Origin of the sequence: Pseudomonas arsenicoxydans, from assembly GCF_006438915.1 — a bacterium.
GTDB classification, from domain to species: Bacteria; Pseudomonadota; Gammaproteobacteria; order Pseudomonadales; family Pseudomonadaceae; genus Aquipseudomonas; species Aquipseudomonas arsenicoxydans_A.
In genome coordinates, this window is record NZ_RCZE01000012.1 from 49,734 (window position 1) to 66,923 (window position 17,190).

Annotated in this window: 16 protein-coding genes; 4 read left to right on the forward strand and 12 right to left on the reverse strand. The window is 60.7% G+C overall.

Translation table 11 applies throughout. The features are described from left to right. The first annotated feature begins 70 nt into the window (after positions 1–70). Both EAH78_RS23265 and EAH78_RS23270 read left to right on the forward strand, forming a co-directional pair. Positions 71–511 carry a TadE/TadG family type IV pilus assembly protein gene (locus EAH78_RS23265; protein WP_140669613.1) on the forward strand — a complete coding sequence of 147 codons (441 nt, stop codon included), beginning with the start codon at positions 71–73 and terminating at the stop codon, positions 509–511. After that, positions 508–3,276: a PAS domain-containing sensor histidine kinase gene (locus EAH78_RS23270; RefSeq protein WP_140669614.1), complete on the forward strand. Its 2,769-nt coding sequence runs from the start codon at positions 508–510 to the stop codon at positions 3,274–3,276. Before EAH78_RS23265 ends, EAH78_RS23270 begins: the two co-directional genes overlap by 4 nt. Here the strand turns inward: EAH78_RS23270 and EAH78_RS23275 are convergent. The 5 genes from EAH78_RS23275 to EAH78_RS23295 form a co-directional block, all read right to left on the reverse strand. Further along, on the reverse strand, positions 3,246–5,087 hold the full coding sequence (locus tag EAH78_RS23275) for a pilus assembly protein TadG-related protein (RefSeq protein ID WP_140669615.1): 1,842 nt from the start codon (positions 5,085–5,087) through the stop codon (positions 3,246–3,248). The two genes, EAH78_RS23270 and EAH78_RS23275, sit on opposite strands and share 31 nt — an antisense overlap. 219 nt (positions 5,088–5,306) lie before the next feature. Further along, entirely contained in the window at positions 5,307–5,873 is a 567-nt protein-coding gene (locus tag EAH78_RS23280; protein ID WP_140669616.1) for a DUF4136 domain-containing protein, read from the reverse strand. Between the two features lie 46 nt (positions 5,874–5,919). Then, complete coding sequence (locus EAH78_RS23285; RefSeq protein WP_140669617.1) at positions 5,920–6,534, reverse strand: DUF4136 domain-containing protein; 615 nt, start codon at positions 6,532–6,534, stop codon at positions 5,920–5,922. 12 nt (positions 6,535–6,546) lie between these two features. Further along, positions 6,547–7,296 (reverse strand): methyltransferase domain-containing protein, encoded by a 750-nt coding sequence (locus tag EAH78_RS23290; RefSeq protein ID WP_140669618.1) that lies wholly within the window; start codon positions 7,294–7,296, stop codon positions 6,547–6,549. Continuing rightward, the gene (locus tag EAH78_RS23295) at positions 7,296–7,598 is read right to left on the reverse strand and encodes a MazG-like family protein (RefSeq protein ID WP_130206432.1); all 303 of its coding nucleotides are present in this window, start codon (positions 7,596–7,598) and stop codon (positions 7,296–7,298) included. The genes EAH78_RS23290 and EAH78_RS23295 overlap by 1 nt, the downstream gene beginning before the upstream one ends. Positions 7,599–7,742: 144 nt before the next feature. On the opposite strand from EAH78_RS23295, the gene EAH78_RS23300 reads away from it, so the two are divergent. Both EAH78_RS23300 and EAH78_RS23305 read left to right on the forward strand, forming a co-directional pair. Next, positions 7,743–8,036, forward strand: coding sequence for a hypothetical protein (locus EAH78_RS23300; RefSeq protein WP_140669776.1), 294 nt, complete (start codon positions 7,743–7,745; stop codon positions 8,034–8,036). A gap of 162 nt (positions 8,037–8,198) precedes the next feature. Continuing rightward, positions 8,199–9,548 carry an MATE family efflux transporter gene (locus EAH78_RS23305; protein WP_140669619.1) on the forward strand — a complete coding sequence of 450 codons (1,350 nt, stop codon included), beginning with the start codon at positions 8,199–8,201 and terminating at the stop codon, positions 9,546–9,548. Here the strand turns inward: EAH78_RS23305 and EAH78_RS23310 are convergent. From EAH78_RS23310 to EAH78_RS23340, 7 genes are all read right to left on the reverse strand, one after another. Beyond that, positions 9,542–10,417 carry an alpha/beta hydrolase gene (locus EAH78_RS23310; RefSeq protein WP_170219157.1) on the reverse strand — a complete coding sequence of 292 codons (876 nt, stop codon included), beginning with the start codon at positions 10,415–10,417 and terminating at the stop codon, positions 9,542–9,544. The genes EAH78_RS23305 and EAH78_RS23310 overlap by 7 nt on opposite strands. Positions 10,418–10,435: 18 nt before the next feature. Further along, positions 10,436–11,233 (reverse strand): DUF4123 domain-containing protein, encoded by a 798-nt coding sequence (locus EAH78_RS23315; RefSeq protein WP_140669621.1) that lies wholly within the window; start codon positions 11,231–11,233, stop codon positions 10,436–10,438. Beyond that, positions 11,230–12,306, reverse strand: coding sequence for a contractile injection system protein, VgrG/Pvc8 family (locus EAH78_RS23320; protein ID WP_140669622.1), 1,077 nt, complete (start codon positions 12,304–12,306; stop codon positions 11,230–11,232). Before EAH78_RS23320 ends, EAH78_RS23315 begins: the two co-directional genes overlap by 4 nt. Before the next feature lie 233 nt (positions 12,307–12,539). Beyond that, positions 12,540–14,453, reverse strand: coding sequence for an arginine decarboxylase (gene speA, locus EAH78_RS23325; RefSeq protein ID WP_140669623.1), 1,914 nt, complete (start codon positions 14,451–14,453; stop codon positions 12,540–12,542). Positions 14,454–14,672: 219 nt separating this feature from the next. Continuing rightward, entirely contained in the window at positions 14,673–15,044 is a 372-nt protein-coding gene (locus EAH78_RS23330; protein WP_140669624.1) for a translation initiation factor Sui1, read from the reverse strand. A gap of 269 nt (positions 15,045–15,313) precedes the next feature. Further along, a complete protein-coding gene (locus tag EAH78_RS23335; protein ID WP_140669625.1) occupies positions 15,314–15,871 on the reverse strand; it encodes an NUDIX hydrolase in 558 nt (185 codons plus the stop codon). A 3-nt stretch (positions 15,872–15,874) separates the two neighbouring features. Further along, complete coding sequence (locus EAH78_RS23340) at positions 15,875–16,942, reverse strand: DUF2333 family protein (RefSeq protein ID WP_140669626.1); 1,068 nt, start codon at positions 16,940–16,942, stop codon at positions 15,875–15,877. Positions 16,943–17,190: the final 248 nt, after the last annotated feature.

The window sequence follows — 17,190 nt, forward strand, 5'->3', positions numbered from 1 at the left end:
AAAAAACATCCGTTATGGCTGAATGATTCTATGCTGATATCACGCTGTGACAGTCAGGGTAGACGCACTCATGAAATCAAGCCTCCCCCGCAAGCAAAAAGGCGCCGTCGCGATTGAGTTCGCCTTGGTGTTCGTGGTCTTTTTCGCCGTGCTCTATGCAATTGTGAGTTACAGCTTGCCGCTGTTGCTGATGCAATCGTTCAACCAGTCGACCGCCGAAGCGGTGCGACGTAGCGTGGCGGTGGACCCGAATGCGCCCGGTTACGCGGCCACGGTGCAAGCCACCGCGGCGGCCGAACTGACCCGGCAGTTGGCCTGGATTCCTCCGGCACTGAACTTCAATGTCGCCACCGACGCCACCATCACCTTTGTCGGCGGGGTATTGAAGGTGCAAATCAGTTACCCCAGCAGCAAGCTCAATCGTGTGATGCCGTTTCTGGTACTGCCGGGGATCGGCTCGGTGCCCAGTCTGCCGGCGACGCTCAGCGCCAGTTCGAGTCTGCAATTTTGAGTTCCGGGGACACACTGTTCGGCCGCCTGCTGAACCGCCCACCGCCACAGCCTGTGGCCATGCCCGACACTTTGTGCGTGCAGAGTGTCGGCTTGCAGTTGTACCTGGATGCCGAAGGCCGGGTGATTCATCAGACGGGACCGCTGCGGCATATGCTGGCCCAACAGATTCCAGCCGCGCAGTCCCCGCTGCTGGTGGATTACCTCATGCCTCACAGCAGTCTCGTGGTCGAAGGTGCGCCCGCCGACTGGCAGGGACAGACCCTGGACCTGGACTTCTACACCATCAGCGGACAACCGCTGCACCTGCGCGGCTGGGTCCAGCCCGTGGAAAAAAACTGGTTGTTGCAGTTGCTCGACATCGGCGACGTTTTGCTCGAGCGCCGGCAATCACGCAGCCGCGAACACAATCAATTACTCGCGGCGAAGATCAGCGAACAGCTACGCCTGTGCAGCCTGGCGCGTCTGCCCGATGTGCTGCTGGATCAGCTTCAGGTGCTGGCGCAACGTTTTCACATCCCGTGCATCGCGGTGGCGTTGCTCGATGAGCAGGCACAGGGCTGGCATATTCAACAGCAATACACCGCCCTCGATGCGCCGAAGCTGTGGCAAAACGCTCAGCGCCTGGGCACCGGGCTCGACAGTTTGAACGGCTCGGTCGCACAACACCTGACGCCCACCGCGCACCCGCGCCTGCAAGACATCTTCGGGCATGCTGATGGCTTGGCGGTGCCCTATTACGACGCTCACGGCGTGGTCGCCTGGTTGCTGTGCGGTGTGTATGCGGCACAGCAACGCGCCCCCGACCTGAACGACAGTGACTGGTTGCAGCTCTGCGCTGCACTGGCCAGCCCGCTGCTGGAACGCTTGCGCGAGCATCGTCATCAATTGCAACTGGAGCGGTTGGAGTCGCTGCAAGGATTGCTCGGCACCGGTTGGTGGGAAGTGTTCAGCGACCGCGCCGAGGTGCAATTGGCGCCGTCGCTCGCCAGTGTGCTGAACCTGACGAGCACACAATTACCGTTGAGCGAATGGCTCGACCACGTACACCCCGCGGACCGCGAAGAACTGCGCAGTCGCTTGCAGGATTTACAGGACGCCGGCACCCCGTTGTTGCTGTGTGTGCGCCTGCATCGACCCGATGCGACACAGGCGCCGATCTGGTATCGCCTGCAAGGCCAGGCCCTGGGCGCCGGCAAACAGCGGCGTTTGGTCGGCTTCATGCTCGACATCAGCGACATCAAAAACCAGGAACACAACGCCGCCACCGCCCATGCCCGGCTGGACAATCTGATCGCCAGTTCACCCGCGGTGATTTACGTGCAGCGCTACGTCGAAGGTGCGTTGCAGCCGACGTTTTTCAGTGACAGCTTGCTGCCACTGCTAGGCCTGAGCCTCGCCGATTGCAGCGCCGGGGCCTTGATCGAACGTATTCACCCGCTGGACCGCGATCAGTATTTCGAGCGCACCCGGCAGTTGCTGCGCGAAGGTTCGGTGCGCGCCCGTTACCGACTGCGCGACCATCGCGGCGATTACCACTGGCTGCTCGACGAGGCGAAGCTGCTGCGCGATGACCTCGGCCTGCCGGTGGAAGCCGTCGGCTTGTGGCTGGACGTCACCGAAGCGACCCTGGCCGCCGAACAGGTGAAGCAGAGTGAAGAGCGCTACCGGATTCTGGTGGAGGACTCGCCAGCGATGATTTGCCGGTATCGCCCGGACCTGACGCTGACCTTCGGTAACCGGCCGTTGGCGACCTATCTGGAATGCCTGCCGGAACAGCTGCCCGGGGTGAATCTGGGCCAATGGATGTCGGACGAACAACGCGAAGCGTTCGTGCAGCGGCTCAGTCAACTGAGCCCGGAATTCCCGGTGAGTACCGCGGAAATCAACCTGCAACTGCCCGGCCGGGAGCACGCGTGGTGGGTCTGGTCGGATCGCGGGGTGTTTGATGACCAAGGGCACCTGCTGGAGATTCAGGCCGTCGGGCGCGATAACACCGAAGTCCGGCGCTCGCAGCAGCAACTCACCCAGAGCGCCAAAATGGCCACCCTCGGCGAAATGGCCACCGGCCTGGCCCACGAAATCAATCAGCCGCTGAACGTGATGCGCATGGCCATCGTCAATGTGCTCAAGCGCCTGAGCACGGGCGAGGTGCAGATCGACTACCTCACCGACAAGCTCAACCGCATCGATTCCCAGGTCCAGCGCGCCGCGCGGGTGGTGGATCACATGCGGGTGTTTGGCCGTCGTTCGGAGATCGAACAACACCCGTTCAACCCGGCCCAGGCCATCGAGGGCACGCTGTCGCTGCTGGGCGAAGGCATGCGCGGCAAAGGCGTTGAATTACGCGTCAGCGAGACCGGTTTTGACGTGCAAGTGCGCGGCTACGTCGATCAGCTGGAGCAAGTGTTGATCAACCTGATGGTCAACGCCCGGGATGCGCTGCTGAGCAAACGCGAGGCCGACCGGGAATTCAAACCGTGGATTTCGGTGTACGCCGAACGGGACAAGCAGTCGGTGCGATTGTGGGTCGAGGACAATGGCGGCGGTATTGATCCGCGGCTGATGGAGAAGATTTTCGAACCGTTCTTCACCACCAAACCGGTCGGCATCGGCACGGGGTTGGGGTTGTCGGTGAGTTACGGCATCGTCGAGAACATGGGTGGACGCTTGAGCGTGCGCAACTCGGTGGAAGGCGCACGGTTTTGCATCGAGCTGCCGGTTGCTCCGCCGGATCAGATCACCAGCGATGCCCGGCCGGAGTGACAGCTGAGGTTGGCGCCGACCTGGATTTTCCCGACCTCGATGCCAAGGGTTTTCAGGACGGTGTTGAGCAGGTTGTCCAGCAGCGGGCTGAGGATCGAGTTGAGTGTCGTCGTCAGCAGCGAAAACACACCCGTGAGCAGTGAGTTCAGCAAATCGAAGACAACCTGTAACAGGAAACCGGGACTGAATGAGGGCGTGTGGATGATCAACGGCAAGGGGTTGATCGCTTGCGACAAGCCAGAAATCGCATTGGTGGCGGACAAGGTATAAGGCGGATTGGAGGGAGCCAGCCCGACTTTCGGCGGGTTGAGGAACGTGGTTGATGCGCTGCTCGGTACGACAGGGCTGTCGATCATGACTTCAGCGCCACCACCGGAAAATGGCACGCCGGCGTGCCGGATATCGAGCAAGGTGTAAGGCGTGACGCTCAGAGGTGCAGTCGAGGAGGCCCAATCCGGATTGACCCGCCCGACCCGCAACTCAGCCACCGTGGTGGTGGTGAAGGCGGTCAGGCTCTTATTGGTCTCGCTGGCGCAGGTGTAGTCAGTGACGTAACTGCTGCCGCCACCGGCTTCAAGACTGACGTCCAGATTGTGATTGGGCAACACGCGCAGATCGAGTCCTAGTGGCGCGACGACAACGGACAGGATGCCCGACACCAAACTGGTCAGGTTAGTCACCAACGACAAATCCAGGCTCACCAATACCCGGACCTGCGCGGTGCGAACATAAATTCGATTAGCGCCCAAAGGCGCCAGTTTTGCCAACGCAGGGTTACCCACCACCGACAACTGCGGCGGCTCGATCACTTTGACGCTGGCAGTGGCCCCCAGGCCCAGCCCCAGCAGATTCACCGGAAGCGTGCCCGTCAGCGCGCTCTTGCTGTTGCCCAACTCGATAAAGGCCTGGACCAACTGAAGTGCGTTCACGTTGGCGTTCAGACCGGACGCGGTGCTGCCCGTCTGCAACTGCAAGATGTCACCCAGATGCACCTTGAGCGGGCTGACGACCGTGCTGGCCAGCCCGTTAAAACCGGTTTGCACGTCCGCCGTGGCGCCATTGGTCTGGGCTACCGTCGCGGCGGCTCGCAGCAATTGGCCCACCGTGGCATCGGCGCCGAGCAGTTGCGTGTAGTCACCGGCGGTGACATGCAGGTCAATGGCGAGCTGGTCCATGTATTTGAGCAGGTTGATATTGGCGGCCACCAAACCGTTCCAATTCGCGACCGTCAGGTTGATAGGCGCACCGCTCAAGCCGGACAACATACCGTTCAACAAATTAACGTCGGCCAGGGTGTTACGAATACTCAGTTGGGCAACCGGCGGCCCCGCCACTGCCGCGACCGCTGTGGCACTCAGGTTCATGGTTGAGTTGGCGGGAGCGCCGCCGAACATTGCGCTGAGACCACCGGCCAGACTCTGCGGCACCACATGGCTGGCAATCACCTGGATCGCCTCGCTTTTGCTTGCGTCAGTTGCGAATACCCGAATATTGCCGGCGTTAACGTTCACCACGCCGCAAGCAACGGCCAGGGCACGGCCGACACTGGGGATGGCGAAACCATTGCGTTGGGCGCTGGCGGTGGCGTAGGTGACGGCGGTTGTGCCAGCCAGGCAGTCGCCGCCCCGAGTGGCGGCTTCCAGCGCGGCCATGTCGGCGACGCGTTGCAGGTTGCGTTTTTCCAGGTAGAGCCGGCCGGTGTCGACCACGAGCACCAGGCACAGCAGCGCCGCCGCCATGGTCAGCGCCGCCATCAAACCAATCGCCCCCCGTTGCCGGACCGGTCCACGAAACTGCATGCGGGGAGACATCGCGCACTCCTTTGCCGGTGCACAGCCGGGGGCTTTCTCCGTTGGTGATGAGCAGTGTAGACAAGGGTTGAGCAGACTGCTGGCAACTCGCCAGCAAAAACACCACAAATCAAAATGTGGGAGCGGGCTTGCTCGCGAAGAGGCCTTTACATCCAGCATCTTTGTTGAATGTAAGTCCGCCTTCGCGAGCAAGCCCGCTCCCACATTGGTCAGGGGGTGTTAGTGAGCCAGCTTGGGTGGGTAGTTAGCCAGGATGCGCTTCACGTTTTGGTGTATAGCATTGCTGCGATCCTCCGGGTTCGGCGAGCCGCTGAGCAGTTGTTCGTCGCTGCCACGCCACACCAGCTTGCCGTCCTTGCCGTCGAGCAGGTCGATCTGGAGGGTCGCCACTTTGTAACTGACGTTACGGGTTTCGTTGTACATCGGCGCGCCCCAGTAACCGTTCCATGGGTTGCCATAGCCACCGCCATAGTTAGTGGTGACTTGTTGCTGGCGCTCTTCGACGATCAGGTAGGTTTGCACGTTCAAGTCGGCCCGGGTGCCAGCGGCGGCTGGACGCAAGCCCCGCTGATCGAGCTGATCACCGACCGATTCGCGGATGCGCTGTTCAGTCAGGTCACTCTTGATTCGCGGGTCATCGGGGCGGTACTGCAAGGTGGGCTCTTTCCAGCTCCAGCTGCGGTAGGCGGAAAAATCGCGGCTGGCGTCAAAGTCATAATTGACCGGGTTGGCAGCGCAGGCACTGAGCAGCGCGGCCACAGCCAGTACAGCGAGACGGCGGTACATGATCTTTCTCCGGTTGAGGCCTGCGAAGGCTTATTAACTAAAGAAGCTAACTGGGAGGATACGCCGACATTGCCTTTTCTACAGCCTTTCGCAGGGCATCGGCTTGCTCACTCTGGCTGCCGCTTTGGCCGGTTTCGGCGCTGCCGCTCCAAACGGGCTGGCCGGTGCCGGCGTCGTACAGGTCCACCTGCACCACCAGGACTTGTTCCTGATAGGTACGCACGATCGGCACGCTGCCGTACATGCCGTAACCGCTGCCATAGTGGTTGTAACCGCCATAACCGCCACCGTAATAACCGTAGTCGTCCTGTTGCTGGAGCAAGCGGGTTTCCAGGTGCAGGTTGGCGCTGACAAACAAGTCGGCTGGACGGTTATCGTGCAGCGGACGCAGGCCGCGCTGATCGAGGGCATTGCTGACCACTTCGGCCACCTGCGCCGAGTCTGCCCAGTTGGTACCCGGCGGCAGGCGCCCGTCGAGCCACGCCCAGCTGCGATAACGCCCGTAGTCACGGGGCGCCGCCGGGTAGGCGCTACGGTCGAAAACCTTGGCGGCGCCGGGCGGCGCCGGCGGCATCGGGTTGGACGACGCCACATACGGGTTGCTGCCCTGGCAGGCCGCCAGCCCGAGACAGATCACCAGTACCCCTGAACGACTTTTCATTTCGAGCTCCGATCAGACCGGCCGACAGATCCAGTGCAGATAGCGCCCGAGCCCGGCAAAGCTCGGGTGACGACGGTGGGCCAGCTCCATTTCGAGCAGGTCCGTAAGCTCGGCGCGAGCCTGGAATTCCACCGGCATATAGTCGTGAAAAACCCGCACGCCACTCTGGGTTTCGACCTGCCACAGGCCTTCAAGTTGCGCCGCCAATTCACGCGGATCCAGCGGTTGTTGCGGGGTCAGGCTCTGCTTTTCGCCAGCCATGTCGTTCTTGCGCATCTTGCGAAAATGGCCCTTGAGCAGGTTGCGGTAAATCAGCGCATCGCGGTTGTAGAAGGCCAGGGACAACCAGCCGTCTTTTTTCGTCAATTGATGCAATACCGGCAAAATCGCGTGAGGTTCTGCGAGCCATTCCAGCACGGCATGGCACAGCACCAGGTCGTAGGGCTCGGTGAGCTGACCGAGCAGTTCCTGCCACGGCGCTTGAATGAACGTCGCGCTCTGCCCGGCTTCGGCGAAACGTTGACGAGCGCCTTCGAGCATCGGCTCGGCGGGCTCGGCCAGCGTGACGTCATGACCGCGCTGCGCCAGCCACAACGACATGTGGCCCAGGCCGGCGCCGATGTCGAGCACACGCAGCGGCCGGTCCGGCAGGGTTTCGGCCAGGTCGGCCTGAAGCACCGCCAGGCGGATCGCGCCTTTGGCCCCGCCATAGATTTTTTCGGCGAAGCGTGTCGCCAGTTGATCGAAATGACGATCGCTCATCAGCTGAACCTCCGTTCGCTGTCGGCGAGTTTGCTGCGCACCACTTCGTTCATGTCCAACCCCAACTCGCTGCACAACAGTAAGAGATAGAGCACGATGTCGCCGACTTCCTGCCCGGCGTGGGCGAGCTTGTCGGCCGGCAGCTGACGCGACTGGTCTTCGGTCAGCCACTGGAAAATCTCCACTAGCTCGGACATTTCCACGCTGGCGGCCATGGCCAGGTTTTTCGGGCTGTGAAATGGGCGCCAGTCGTTGCGGTCACGGATGGCGTGCAGGCGTTCGGTCAGTTCAACAAGGTTCATCGGGCTCTCCTGAAGGCGTATAGCTTCGGGGGGATGATGAGTGAAGGCAAGCGGCAAGCGCTGCAAAACCACTATGCTTGCAGGGAACTCGCCACTGCGATCAATGGCCCAAGGCTCAACCACTTTCATCAGGACGTTAACGACATGCAGGTAGAAGGTTTTTTCGAATGGCTCGGCCAGGCACTCGGTTCGGTCATCCGCTTTATCGTTGACGCCCTCAGTGGCTTGTTCAACCTGTTGAGCCACGCCGGTGGCAACTTTGTCGATGGGCTGTCCCGGACACTGGGGATGGACACTTCGATCATCAGCATCATTGCGCTGATCCTGGGGTTGATGCTGTTGTGGTCGGCGATTCGGGCGTTCATGAATGCGTCGGTCATCATGGGGATTATCTGGTTGTTGCTGGGGCTGTGGCTGCTGAGCTGGATCATTCACTAACACCAAAATCCCAATGTGGGAGCGGGCTTGCTCGCGAAAGCGGCGGTACACCCAACATTGATGTATCAGACAGACCGCCTTCGCGAGCAACCCCGCTCCCACAATGGAGCGCTGCAGATTTCGAATGTGTCGCTACAATGCCGGCTTCGCCAAGGAGCCTGCATGTCCAACCTGATTGCCGACTGGCGTGACCGCCCGACCCATCGCCGGGTCTGGGCGCTGGCTGCGCCGATGATTCTGTCGAACATTTCCGTACCGCTGGTGGCGCTGGTCGACAGTACGGTCATCGGCCACCTGCCCCACGCCCATCAATTGGGCGCCGTGGCAGTCGGGGCCAGTTTGTATACCTTCCTGGCCTGGGCCATGGGCTTTCTGCGCATGGGCTCGACCGGTTTCGCAGCGCAGGCTGCCGGACGCGGGGATGGCGCGGCGTTACGGCAGATTTTGCTGCAAGGCCTGTTGCTGGCCGTGGGCCTGGCGATTGTCCTCGGTGCTGTGGGTGTGCCCTTGAGCGGCGTCGCGCTGCACTTCATGCAACCCTCGGCAGAACTGGATCAACTGACCCGCGAGTTTTTCCACACCCGACTGTTCGGACTGCCGGCGGCGCTGGCCAGTTATGCACTGGTCGGCTGGTTCCTCGGTACCCAGAACGCCCGGGCGCCGCTGGCGATTCTGCTGAGCACCAACCTGGTGAACATCGCGCTGAACCTCTGGTTCGTCCTCGGGCTGGAATGGGGCGTGGTCGGCGCAGCCCGCGCCTCGGTGATTGCCGAATGGACCGGCGCACTGATTGGCTTGCTGATGACGCGCAGAGCCTTGCGAGCCTACCCCGGTCACATCGTCTGGGCCGCGTTGGCGCTGTGGCAGAGTTGGCGACCATTGCTGGCGGTCAATCGCGACATCTTCATTCGAAGCCTGGCGCTGCAATCGGTATTTTTCCTGATCACCGTGCAGGGCGCGCGACTCGGTGACGCCACCGTCGCCGCCAACGCCCTATTGCTCAACGGCTTGCTGCTGACAGCCCATGCACTGGACGGTTTGGCGCATGCCGTGGAAGCCCTGTGCGGGCATGCCATCGGCGCCCGTGACCGCGAGGCGTTACGGCGCTCACTGGTGGTCGCCTGCGGCTGGTCATTGCTGGCGAGCCTGGGCTTTGCCGTGCTGTTTGCGTTCGCCGGGCATCTGTTTATCGAGATGCAGACGAACATCCAGAGCGTGCGCGAAACCGCGTTCATTTACCTGCCCTACCTCGCCGCACTCCCGCTGATTGCGGTGTGGAGTTACCTGCTCGACGGGCTGTTCATCGGCGCCACGCGCGCCCGGGAAATGCGCAACGGCATGCTGCTGACCGTGGTCCTGTTGCTGCCCTTCGCCTGGCTGCTGCAAGGCTTGGGCAACCATGGACTGTGGATCACCTTTTTACTGTTCATGGTGTTGCGCAGCCTGACCCTCGGCGCGATAGCCTGGCACTTGCGCACGAACGATGGCTGGTTCACCGGCAAGGTTCACTGAGTCGGCGTGGCGTTGACGAAGGCCGTGACCTCATCCAGCACGGGCGCCAAATCGCGCAGGGGCCGGGACAGCGTCGCCACCAGCGTGGCGTGACTGGTGCGGGCAAAGTAAAAGTCCTGAACCGGCACCCCGGCCTGGCGCAATTTCAGTGCCAGGCCTGCGGTGTTGCGGGTCGGATTGACGACATCATCATCGCGTGAAGCCATCAACAGCGCGGGTGGAGCGCCTCGACTGACGTGGTTGATCGGCTGGGATTGGGGGGGAGAATCCGGCCAGAAAAACACCGGGCGCACCTCCAGATTTTGTATGGGTAAAAAATCATAAGGCCCGGCCAGGCCAATCCAGCCACTGAGGTCGTGCGGCGACATGCCCTGCGCGCCCAGCAACCTCGAATCCAGCGCCAGCATTGCAACGTTGTAGGCCCCGGAGCTGTGCCCCATCAGGTAAAGGCGCTGCGGGTTTGCGCCAAACTGGCGAATGTGTTCATGCGTCCAGGCCACGGCTTTCGCCGCATCTTCGAGAAACAACGGATACCGCACCTGTGGATACAGCCTATAGTCCGCCACGACCGTCACCATTCCCCGAGACGCCAGCGCTTCGCCGACAAAACCGTAATCACTACGTGACCCGCTGTTCCAACTGCCGCCGTAGAAAAACACCACCACTGGCGTGTTTTCCATGGCGTGTCGCGGTACGTAAACATCGAGTTTCTGTCGCGGGTCATCGCCATAAGCAATGCCCTCGGTTTTGTCGAACGTACCGTCAGGGGTCAGGGCATTAAGCATGTTCAATGGCGAGCACGCCGTTATCACGGTCAGCAAAAGTGCGCCCATGATCAGTCCGAACCAAACGCGGATTTGACTCACCATCAATGGGTAACCTCGTGTTCAGGGCTGATCGTTCTGCCACAGGTTGCGAAGGCTATCAAGACGCTCCTGCTGGGTGAATCCCGACAACGGCTGCTCAGGCGAAGCGTCGGGGTACTGCAAGCGTAGCCATAACCAGTCATCGAGCACCGGCCGCTCGCTGAAGCCCAGTGCCAGCCCTTCCCTCAGATGGGACCATAGTCGGGTGTAGTCTCGACCGGTGGATCGGCTCCAGTGCCAGGCGTGCTGTTCCAGCAGGCAGGTTTGCAAAGCGTCCCGCTGACGCGCACTGAGGTCTTCCTCGATGCCTAGCGGTTTGACGACAAGCCCCGGATTGAACAACTGCTGCCAACCCTGACAACCAATGGCCCGATCAGCCCAGGTTCCACCGAACCAGCGTATCTGGTTGATCGGACCGAGCCACCGACTCAGTTCCCGGGCATCGCACACATCGAAAAAGTAGCTGGCGGTGTGGGGATTGTAGTAACTCAGCAAGGCACGGTGATGCAGGCCAACGGTGACGGTGAGCATGCGGCGCAAATGTTCGAGCAACTGCGACGGCGGCGCCTCACTGATCAGCCACAACCCGCTCCAGAGATGGGGGTCGCGATGGCACCGGTCGGCCAGTTCAGGGCATTCCTTGAGATCAACCAACACCGGCCCGTGCTCCCTCAACGGCTGCCATTCGGTGTCGTCGAACAGCCAGAATTGCCGGACATGAGCAAGTTGCTGGCGCAGTGCACTGCCGGCCCGAGGCTCGCCCGGTGTATCGAGTAGCAACCATTGCGATATGGCGTCAGGAGCCAGGGCGGCAATCATGCAACACCGCTCTGGCCAAGCCGCGTCGCTGCCCGGCAAGCGCAAAGGATTTGTGTGCAATGAACGAAACTGCCCCCGCCGGGCAGCAGACACAGCAACACCAACGGTTCGCTGGCCTGTAGCAGGCGCAACAAGCCATCAGCCGATACCTTGTTATCGGTCACCGCAGCGGGCTGAGCATCGGCCAAGCCTGGCGCCTGGATGACTGGCGGGCCGCAAAGAAATCCGGTGATGAACGGTTGATCGGGATCGCCTTCGATAAAGCTCACCAGCACCTCAAGACCTTCTCTCATTGGCATGTTGTGGGCGCCGCTCAATTCAGGCGCTATCGGCAACCAACAGTGGCTGGGGGCCGCGCCTTCCCCCTGATAGAGCCAGTCAAATTGCACCGCGACAGGTCTGGTTACATCGGGTTGAGGCTCATCGACTTCGACCACCCAAGCCCGTTGCAGGCTGTGCATTCGGGGGCCAATAGCCAAATTCTTCGGCACAAAAGGCCACTCTGCGCCATCCTGAACATGCCCGTCACCCAAGACCAGACAATGACCACGCCTGCGGTGCTCGAAGTGATAATGCAGGCGTTCCTGCGCGCATAGCCTCTGGAAAAACTGCAGGTCCGATTCCTGAAACTGCGTGCAGAAATCCCGAGGCGGGTAATCGCCGGTTAACTCGAAACGCCGGTCCTTGCCAGCGATGCCATGCTCCTTGAGCACTAGGGCGAGGATCTCAGGGACCGAACGGTTGCTGAAAATACGCTGGCTGAACCGCTGGGCCAGACAAGCCAGTTTCGGCCTCAGGCGCACTCGACAACGCCTGGGTGTGGCGCCCTGTCCGGCCTGGACAAGCTCATGCAACTGTCCGTGAAAACCTTTTCCCGGCGGACCCAAATATAAAAAGGCCGGCCGGTACAACAGGCTTGCCAGGTCCAGTGCCGGATCATCGATCAGCAGCTCCATGTTGAACTCAAAAGGTTCGCTGATCGCTTCACTGCCGGTAAAGGCCAAGACCGCAAAGGGATCAGGCAGGCCCTCTACATCCAGACGAAATGACGGCTCGTTGGCTGGATCGAACATCGGCGATTCTCTACAGGAGGGGCGGCTGGGGATTCTCTCCGAGAGAGTTGGCCGAGTAGAGAGCTGAACTACAACTTAGGAAATGACCTACGCGAAAAGAAGACCACATTGCAGGGATAGACGTGGATGTGAGTCATTTCGCTGGAAAACCAAGACGCGTCGCACCAGGTCATCTGAAATTTCCGCAGCGTGCGGTACATTTTCAGACAACCTGATGAGAGCAGTGACCTACCTTACGAAGACAGGTAAGACGAACGGGTCAGGCCCAGGCGCAGAGCGTCGAGGAACTGGGTGCGCTCGGCAGCGGTGATGCGGGCACTGGCGCACTTGTCGCGGTAGTGGGTCATCAACTCTTCCGGCGACAAGTGCACATAACGCAGCATGTCTTCAATGGTGTCGTGGGTTTCGATACCGGCGTGGTACACGCTGCCATCGGCGTTCTGGTAGATGTTCACCGAGTCGGTGTCACCGAACAGGTTGTGCATGTCGCCGAGGATTTCCTGGTAAGCGCCGACCAGGAAGATCCCCAACAGGTAGTCTTCACCGTCGTTCAGTGCGTGCACCGGCAAGCTGGTTTCGATGCTCTGCTCGTCGACGTATTGCTTGATCTTGCCGTCGGAGTCGCAGGTCAGGTCTTGCAGCACGGCGCGGCGCAGCGGCTCTTCGTCGAGACGGTGCAGCGGCAGGATCGGCAGGACCTGGCCGATGGCCCAGGTGTCCGGCAAGCTCTGGAATACCGAGAAGTTGCAGATGTACTTGTCGGCCAGCTTGTCGTTGAGTTCGTCGAGCACCTGACGGTGCGAACGCTGACGGGCTTTCAACGAGTTGTGCAGGCGACGGCACACGGCGAAGTAGCATTGCTCGGCCAGGGCTTTTTGCGCCAGGGTCAGCTTGCCATCGGCGTACTGGGTGGCCACGTCGCTCATGTAGTGCGTCGCGCGCCAGTAGGTTTCGGTGACCATCTCGATGTCGGTCGGACCCAGCAGATCAACCAGCCACTGCACGGTTTCCGGCAGTTCTTCCTTGTTGTCGATCTGCGGCACGTCGTCGTTGTGTTTCTCGACGTCGGTGACCTGCACCACCAGCATGGCGTGGTGAGCGGTCAGGGAGCGGCCGCTTTCAGAGAAGATGTTCGGGTGCGGCAGGTTCTGCGCGTCGCAGAATTCCTTGAGCATCCCGACCACGACACCGGCGTAATCGTCCATGTCGTAGTTGATCGAACTGGCGTTACGCGAATGCGTACCGTCGTAGTCCACGCCCAGACCGCCGCCCACGTCGATGTGATCCACCGGCAGGCCGAGGTTGCGCAGCTCGCCGTAGTAACGAATCGCTTCCTTGAAACCGTGCTGGTAGTCCGCCAGGTTGGCGATCTGCGAGCCCATGTGGAAGTGCAGCAGGCGAATGCCCTGATCCAGGCCAGCGGCACGGAAACGCTCGACCACCGACAGCAACTGCGCCGCCGACAGACCGAATTTGGATTTCTCGCCGCCAGTGTCCGCCCATTTGGACGAGGCCAGGGACGACAGACGTACGCGCAGGCCGACCTGAGGCTTGACCTTGAGCGACGCCGCTTCTTCGATCACCAGGCCGACTTCGGATTCTTTCTCGATCACGATAAAGACGTTGTGACCCAGCTTCTGGCCCATCAGCGCCAGACGGATGAACTCGCGGTCTTTGTAACCGTTGCAAACGATGGTCCCGCCTTTCGGCGCCAGTGCCAATACCGCCAGCAGCTCAGGCTTGGAGCCGGCTTCCAGACCGATGGAGACGTCCTGGGTGGCGATGATGTTTTCGATCACCGCTTCTTGCTGGTTCACCTTGATCGGGTACAGCGCGGTGTACTTGCTCTGGTATTCCAGACGCTCGATGTTTGCATCGAAGGCGCCGGTCAGCTGACGCACACGGTCTTGCAGGATATCCGGGAAACGCACCAGCAATGGCAAGGACAAACCGCTTTTGCGCAGTTGGTCGACTTGCTCGAACAGATCAATAGGCGAACTGGTCGGACCGTTCGGACGAACTTCGACGCGACCGGCGTCATTGATCGCGAAATACCCGGCCCCCCAATGGCGAATCCCGTAAACACTGCGGCTGTCCGCAACTGTCCATTGGCTGCCATCGTCTTTGCGTGTGCGTCGTACGGACATTGAAGTCCCCTATAAAGAAGTCATAGAGCGTCGCCTGGGTTCAGGCCGGCGCAGTCTAAAGAATGAAAATGACGATTAGCCTGCATGCAAGGGCGATAGACCGCACATTCAGGTTTGAGTTTAGAAACCGGTCAGAACAGGCTCTGTGAAAACCATGTAGACGACGCCAGAACCGTTGTCAGGACTGGATCAAGCCGAGGGTGGTTTTCACAGAGGCTGCTAGCCGCCGGACTTCTTCGCTTTGAAACCGAGTTTGATCAGCTCGCCCAAGAGTAGCTCGACATGATCGCCCTGGATTTCAATGATCCCGTCTTTCAACGCACCGCCTGTGCCACAACGCTTCTTCAACGTAGTGGCCAGTTCCTTGAGCGCGTCTTCGGCCAACGGCACGCCGGTGATGGTGGTCACCGTCTTGCCGCCACGCCCCTTGCTTTCGCGACGCACGCGAGCGACGCCGTCGCCGGCAGGGATAACGGTCTGTTTGCAGATACAGGCGTCCACCGGTTTACTGCAATCCGGGCAATGACGACCTGCGTCGGTGGAAAATACCAGGCCACCAAGGGCGGCGAAGGATGCGGCTTTTTTGGCCACCGGCAATCCTCTTGGGAGGACAAAGACTGGTCGCGGCAACCTGGGCAGGTGCCATCGACCGCGAAGCCCCACTCAGGCAGGGGCAGCGCTAATGAAACAGTACAAACCTGTAGGAGCCGAGCTTGCTCGCGATGGACGTCAACGATAAGGCGCGACATCAGACAGCACGTATCGTCCATACGCTCTCTCGCGAGCAAGCTCTGCTCCTGCAAAAGGTCGCGCAGTGTAACGGCAAAAAGCCGACTTGCTAAGAGCCAATCGGCGCCAATTTATAGCTCTTTTGCGACGCCATCCCGCTGCGCGCTCAGATAGCGCTTCAACGCCGCCAGAGAGTCCGGGCAATAAGGCTTTTGCTGGATTTCCAGCATGACCTGATCGATGGGCAGGAAGCGCGCTTCGATCACCTCTTCAGGCTGCAGAATCAGTGGCCCGTCCCATACCGCCGAAAACGCCGAACACCAGAGCCGGTTGCCGGTGTCTTCAAAGAAGAAGTGATCGTGGGCGGTCAGTTCCACGCCGCTCACGCCCAGCTCTTCCTCAAGCTCGCGGGCGGCTGACTCGGCGTAGGTTTCGCTGGCGAGCACCATGCCCCCCGCCGCCACGTCCCAATACCCCGGATAAATGGCTTTGCTCAGGGTTCGGCGGTGCACACAGAGTTCACCGGCCGAATTGAACAGCATGATGTAGGTGCCGCGCCCGATCAGCCCGCGCTCGCGCAGGTCGGAACGGACCAGGGCGCCAAGCAGGTTGTCCTGCTCGTCGACCCAGGCGATCTGTTCGGCATCCGAGGCCGCACGGTGGGCGGCCTCTTTGGCGTTATCAACCATGACTCAGCCTTGATTGAGCAATTGACGCAGATCGATCACTGCCGCGTTGGCCCGGGAAATGTAGTTGGCCATGACCAGCGAGTGGTTGGCCAGCACGCCGAAGCCGCTGCCGTTGAGGATCATCGGGCTCCAGACCGGCTCTTGCGATGCTTCCAGCTCACGAATGATCTGGCGCACGCTGACCGTGGCGTTTTTCTTGGCCAATACGTCGGCGAAGTCGACTTCGATGGCGCGCAGCAAATGCGAGAGCGCCCAAGCCTGACCACGCGCTTCGTAGAACACGTTGTCGATCTGCATCCACGGGGTCTCGACGATTTCTTCGTCAACCTGTGGCACTTGCCCTGGCGCAAGGACTTCGGTTTTCAGCGAGGTATTAAGTTTGACCCGACCGACGCTGGCCGACAGGCGTTGCGACAGCGAACCCAGGCGAGTACCCACGTCACCCAGCCAATTGTTCAGGTTGTCGGCGCGGGCATAGAACAGCGCGCTTTTCTGGCTAGGATCGGACAAACGCGCCTGATACCGGCTCAGGGAATTGATGCCTTCCTGATACTCGGACTCACTGGAAGGCAGCACCCAGCTCTTGTTGTCGAAGTTGAAACGCGGCTCGGCCTTGGCCAGGTCGGCGTCTTCGGCCGATTGCGACTGGGAGCGGGCGAAGTCTTTACGCAGCGCGCGGCTCAAATCGCGAACCTGGACCAGCACGCCATATTCCCAGCTCGGCATGTTGTCCATCCACAAGCCCGGCGGGAAACGGTCGTTGGAAATATAGCCACCCGGCTTGGTCAGCAACGTACCGGCGACGGTCTTGAGGGTTTCCACCGTGGTGTAGCCGACGACCATTTGCTTGCCTTCTTTCTCGGCAGCGATCTGGGCATTTTGCTGGACCGGGAACAGCGCGGGCTCCTCGCTCCAATACCAACCCAGGGCAATCGCCACCAGCAGGTAAAGGCCGATCAAGGTGGCCAGCGCCCGGCTGAACAGCAGGCCGCCGATGTAACTGCGGGTGGCCGACTTCGGTTCAGCGGCACGTTCGGGCGCGCTGCCCGCGCGGTTCTTCCAGTCCAGCATGGCGATATCCTTTCAATCACTTGAGTTCATCGGTTCGACCACAACCCTACGCCATCGTGCCTCGTTTTGCCGCGTATTAATCCGCGCGCTGCGGTGAACCAGGATTGCATCGTCGAGGCACCACTATAAAGGAAGCACACGCCTTGAGCCTATCCGACCGACCGGTCACAAACTGAATGACGCTGCATTACAGATTATTGACGTACGACGCTCATGCAACCGAAAAGAGGTGCTAGCATAGAGCCACC

Excerpts from the sequence above, each read along its gene's own strand:
- EAH78_RS23300 (WP_140669776.1), top strand. The coding sequence starts at position 7,743 with ATGCAGGTAGAAGGTTTTTTCGAATGGCTCGGCCAGGCACTCGGTTCG.
- EAH78_RS23275 (WP_140669615.1), bottom strand. The coding sequence starts at position 5,087 with ATGTCTCCCCGCATGCAGTTTCGTGGACCGGTCCGGCAACGGGGGGCG.
- EAH78_RS23280 (WP_140669616.1), bottom strand. The coding sequence starts at position 5,873 with ATGTACCGCCGTCTCGCTGTACTGGCTGTGGCCGCGCTGCTCAGTGCC.
- EAH78_RS23290 (WP_140669618.1), bottom strand. The coding sequence starts at position 7,296 with ATGAGCGATCGTCATTTCGATCAACTGGCGACACGCTTCGCCGAAAAA.
- EAH78_RS23285 (WP_140669617.1), bottom strand. The coding sequence starts at position 6,534 with ATGAAAAGTCGTTCAGGGGTACTGGTGATCTGTCTCGGGCTGGCGGCC.
- EAH78_RS23315 (WP_140669621.1), bottom strand. The coding sequence starts at position 11,233 with ATGATTGCCGCCCTGGCTCCTGACGCCATATCGCAATGGTTGCTACTC.
- speA (WP_140669623.1), bottom strand. The coding sequence starts at position 14,453 with ATGTCCGTACGACGCACACGCAAAGACGATGGCAGCCAATGGACAGTT.
- EAH78_RS23335 (WP_140669625.1), bottom strand. The coding sequence starts at position 15,871 with ATGGTTGATAACGCCAAAGAGGCCGCCCACCGTGCGGCCTCGGATGCC.
- EAH78_RS23340 (WP_140669626.1), bottom strand. The coding sequence starts at position 16,942 with ATGCTGGACTGGAAGAACCGCGCGGGCAGCGCGCCCGAACGTGCCGCT.
- EAH78_RS23305 (WP_140669619.1), top strand. The coding sequence starts at position 8,199 with ATGTCCAACCTGATTGCCGACTGGCGTGACCGCCCGACCCATCGCCGG.
- EAH78_RS23320 (WP_140669622.1), bottom strand. The coding sequence starts at position 12,306 with ATGTTCGATCCAGCCAACGAGCCGTCATTTCGTCTGGATGTAGAGGGC.
- EAH78_RS23310 (WP_170219157.1), bottom strand. The coding sequence starts at position 10,417 with ATGGTGAGTCAAATCCGCGTTTGGTTCGGACTGATCATGGGCGCACTT.
- EAH78_RS23295 (WP_130206432.1), bottom strand. The coding sequence starts at position 7,598 with ATGAACCTTGTTGAACTGACCGAACGCCTGCACGCCATCCGTGACCGC.
- EAH78_RS23265 (WP_140669613.1), top strand. The coding sequence starts at position 71 with ATGAAATCAAGCCTCCCCCGCAAGCAAAAAGGCGCCGTCGCGATTGAG.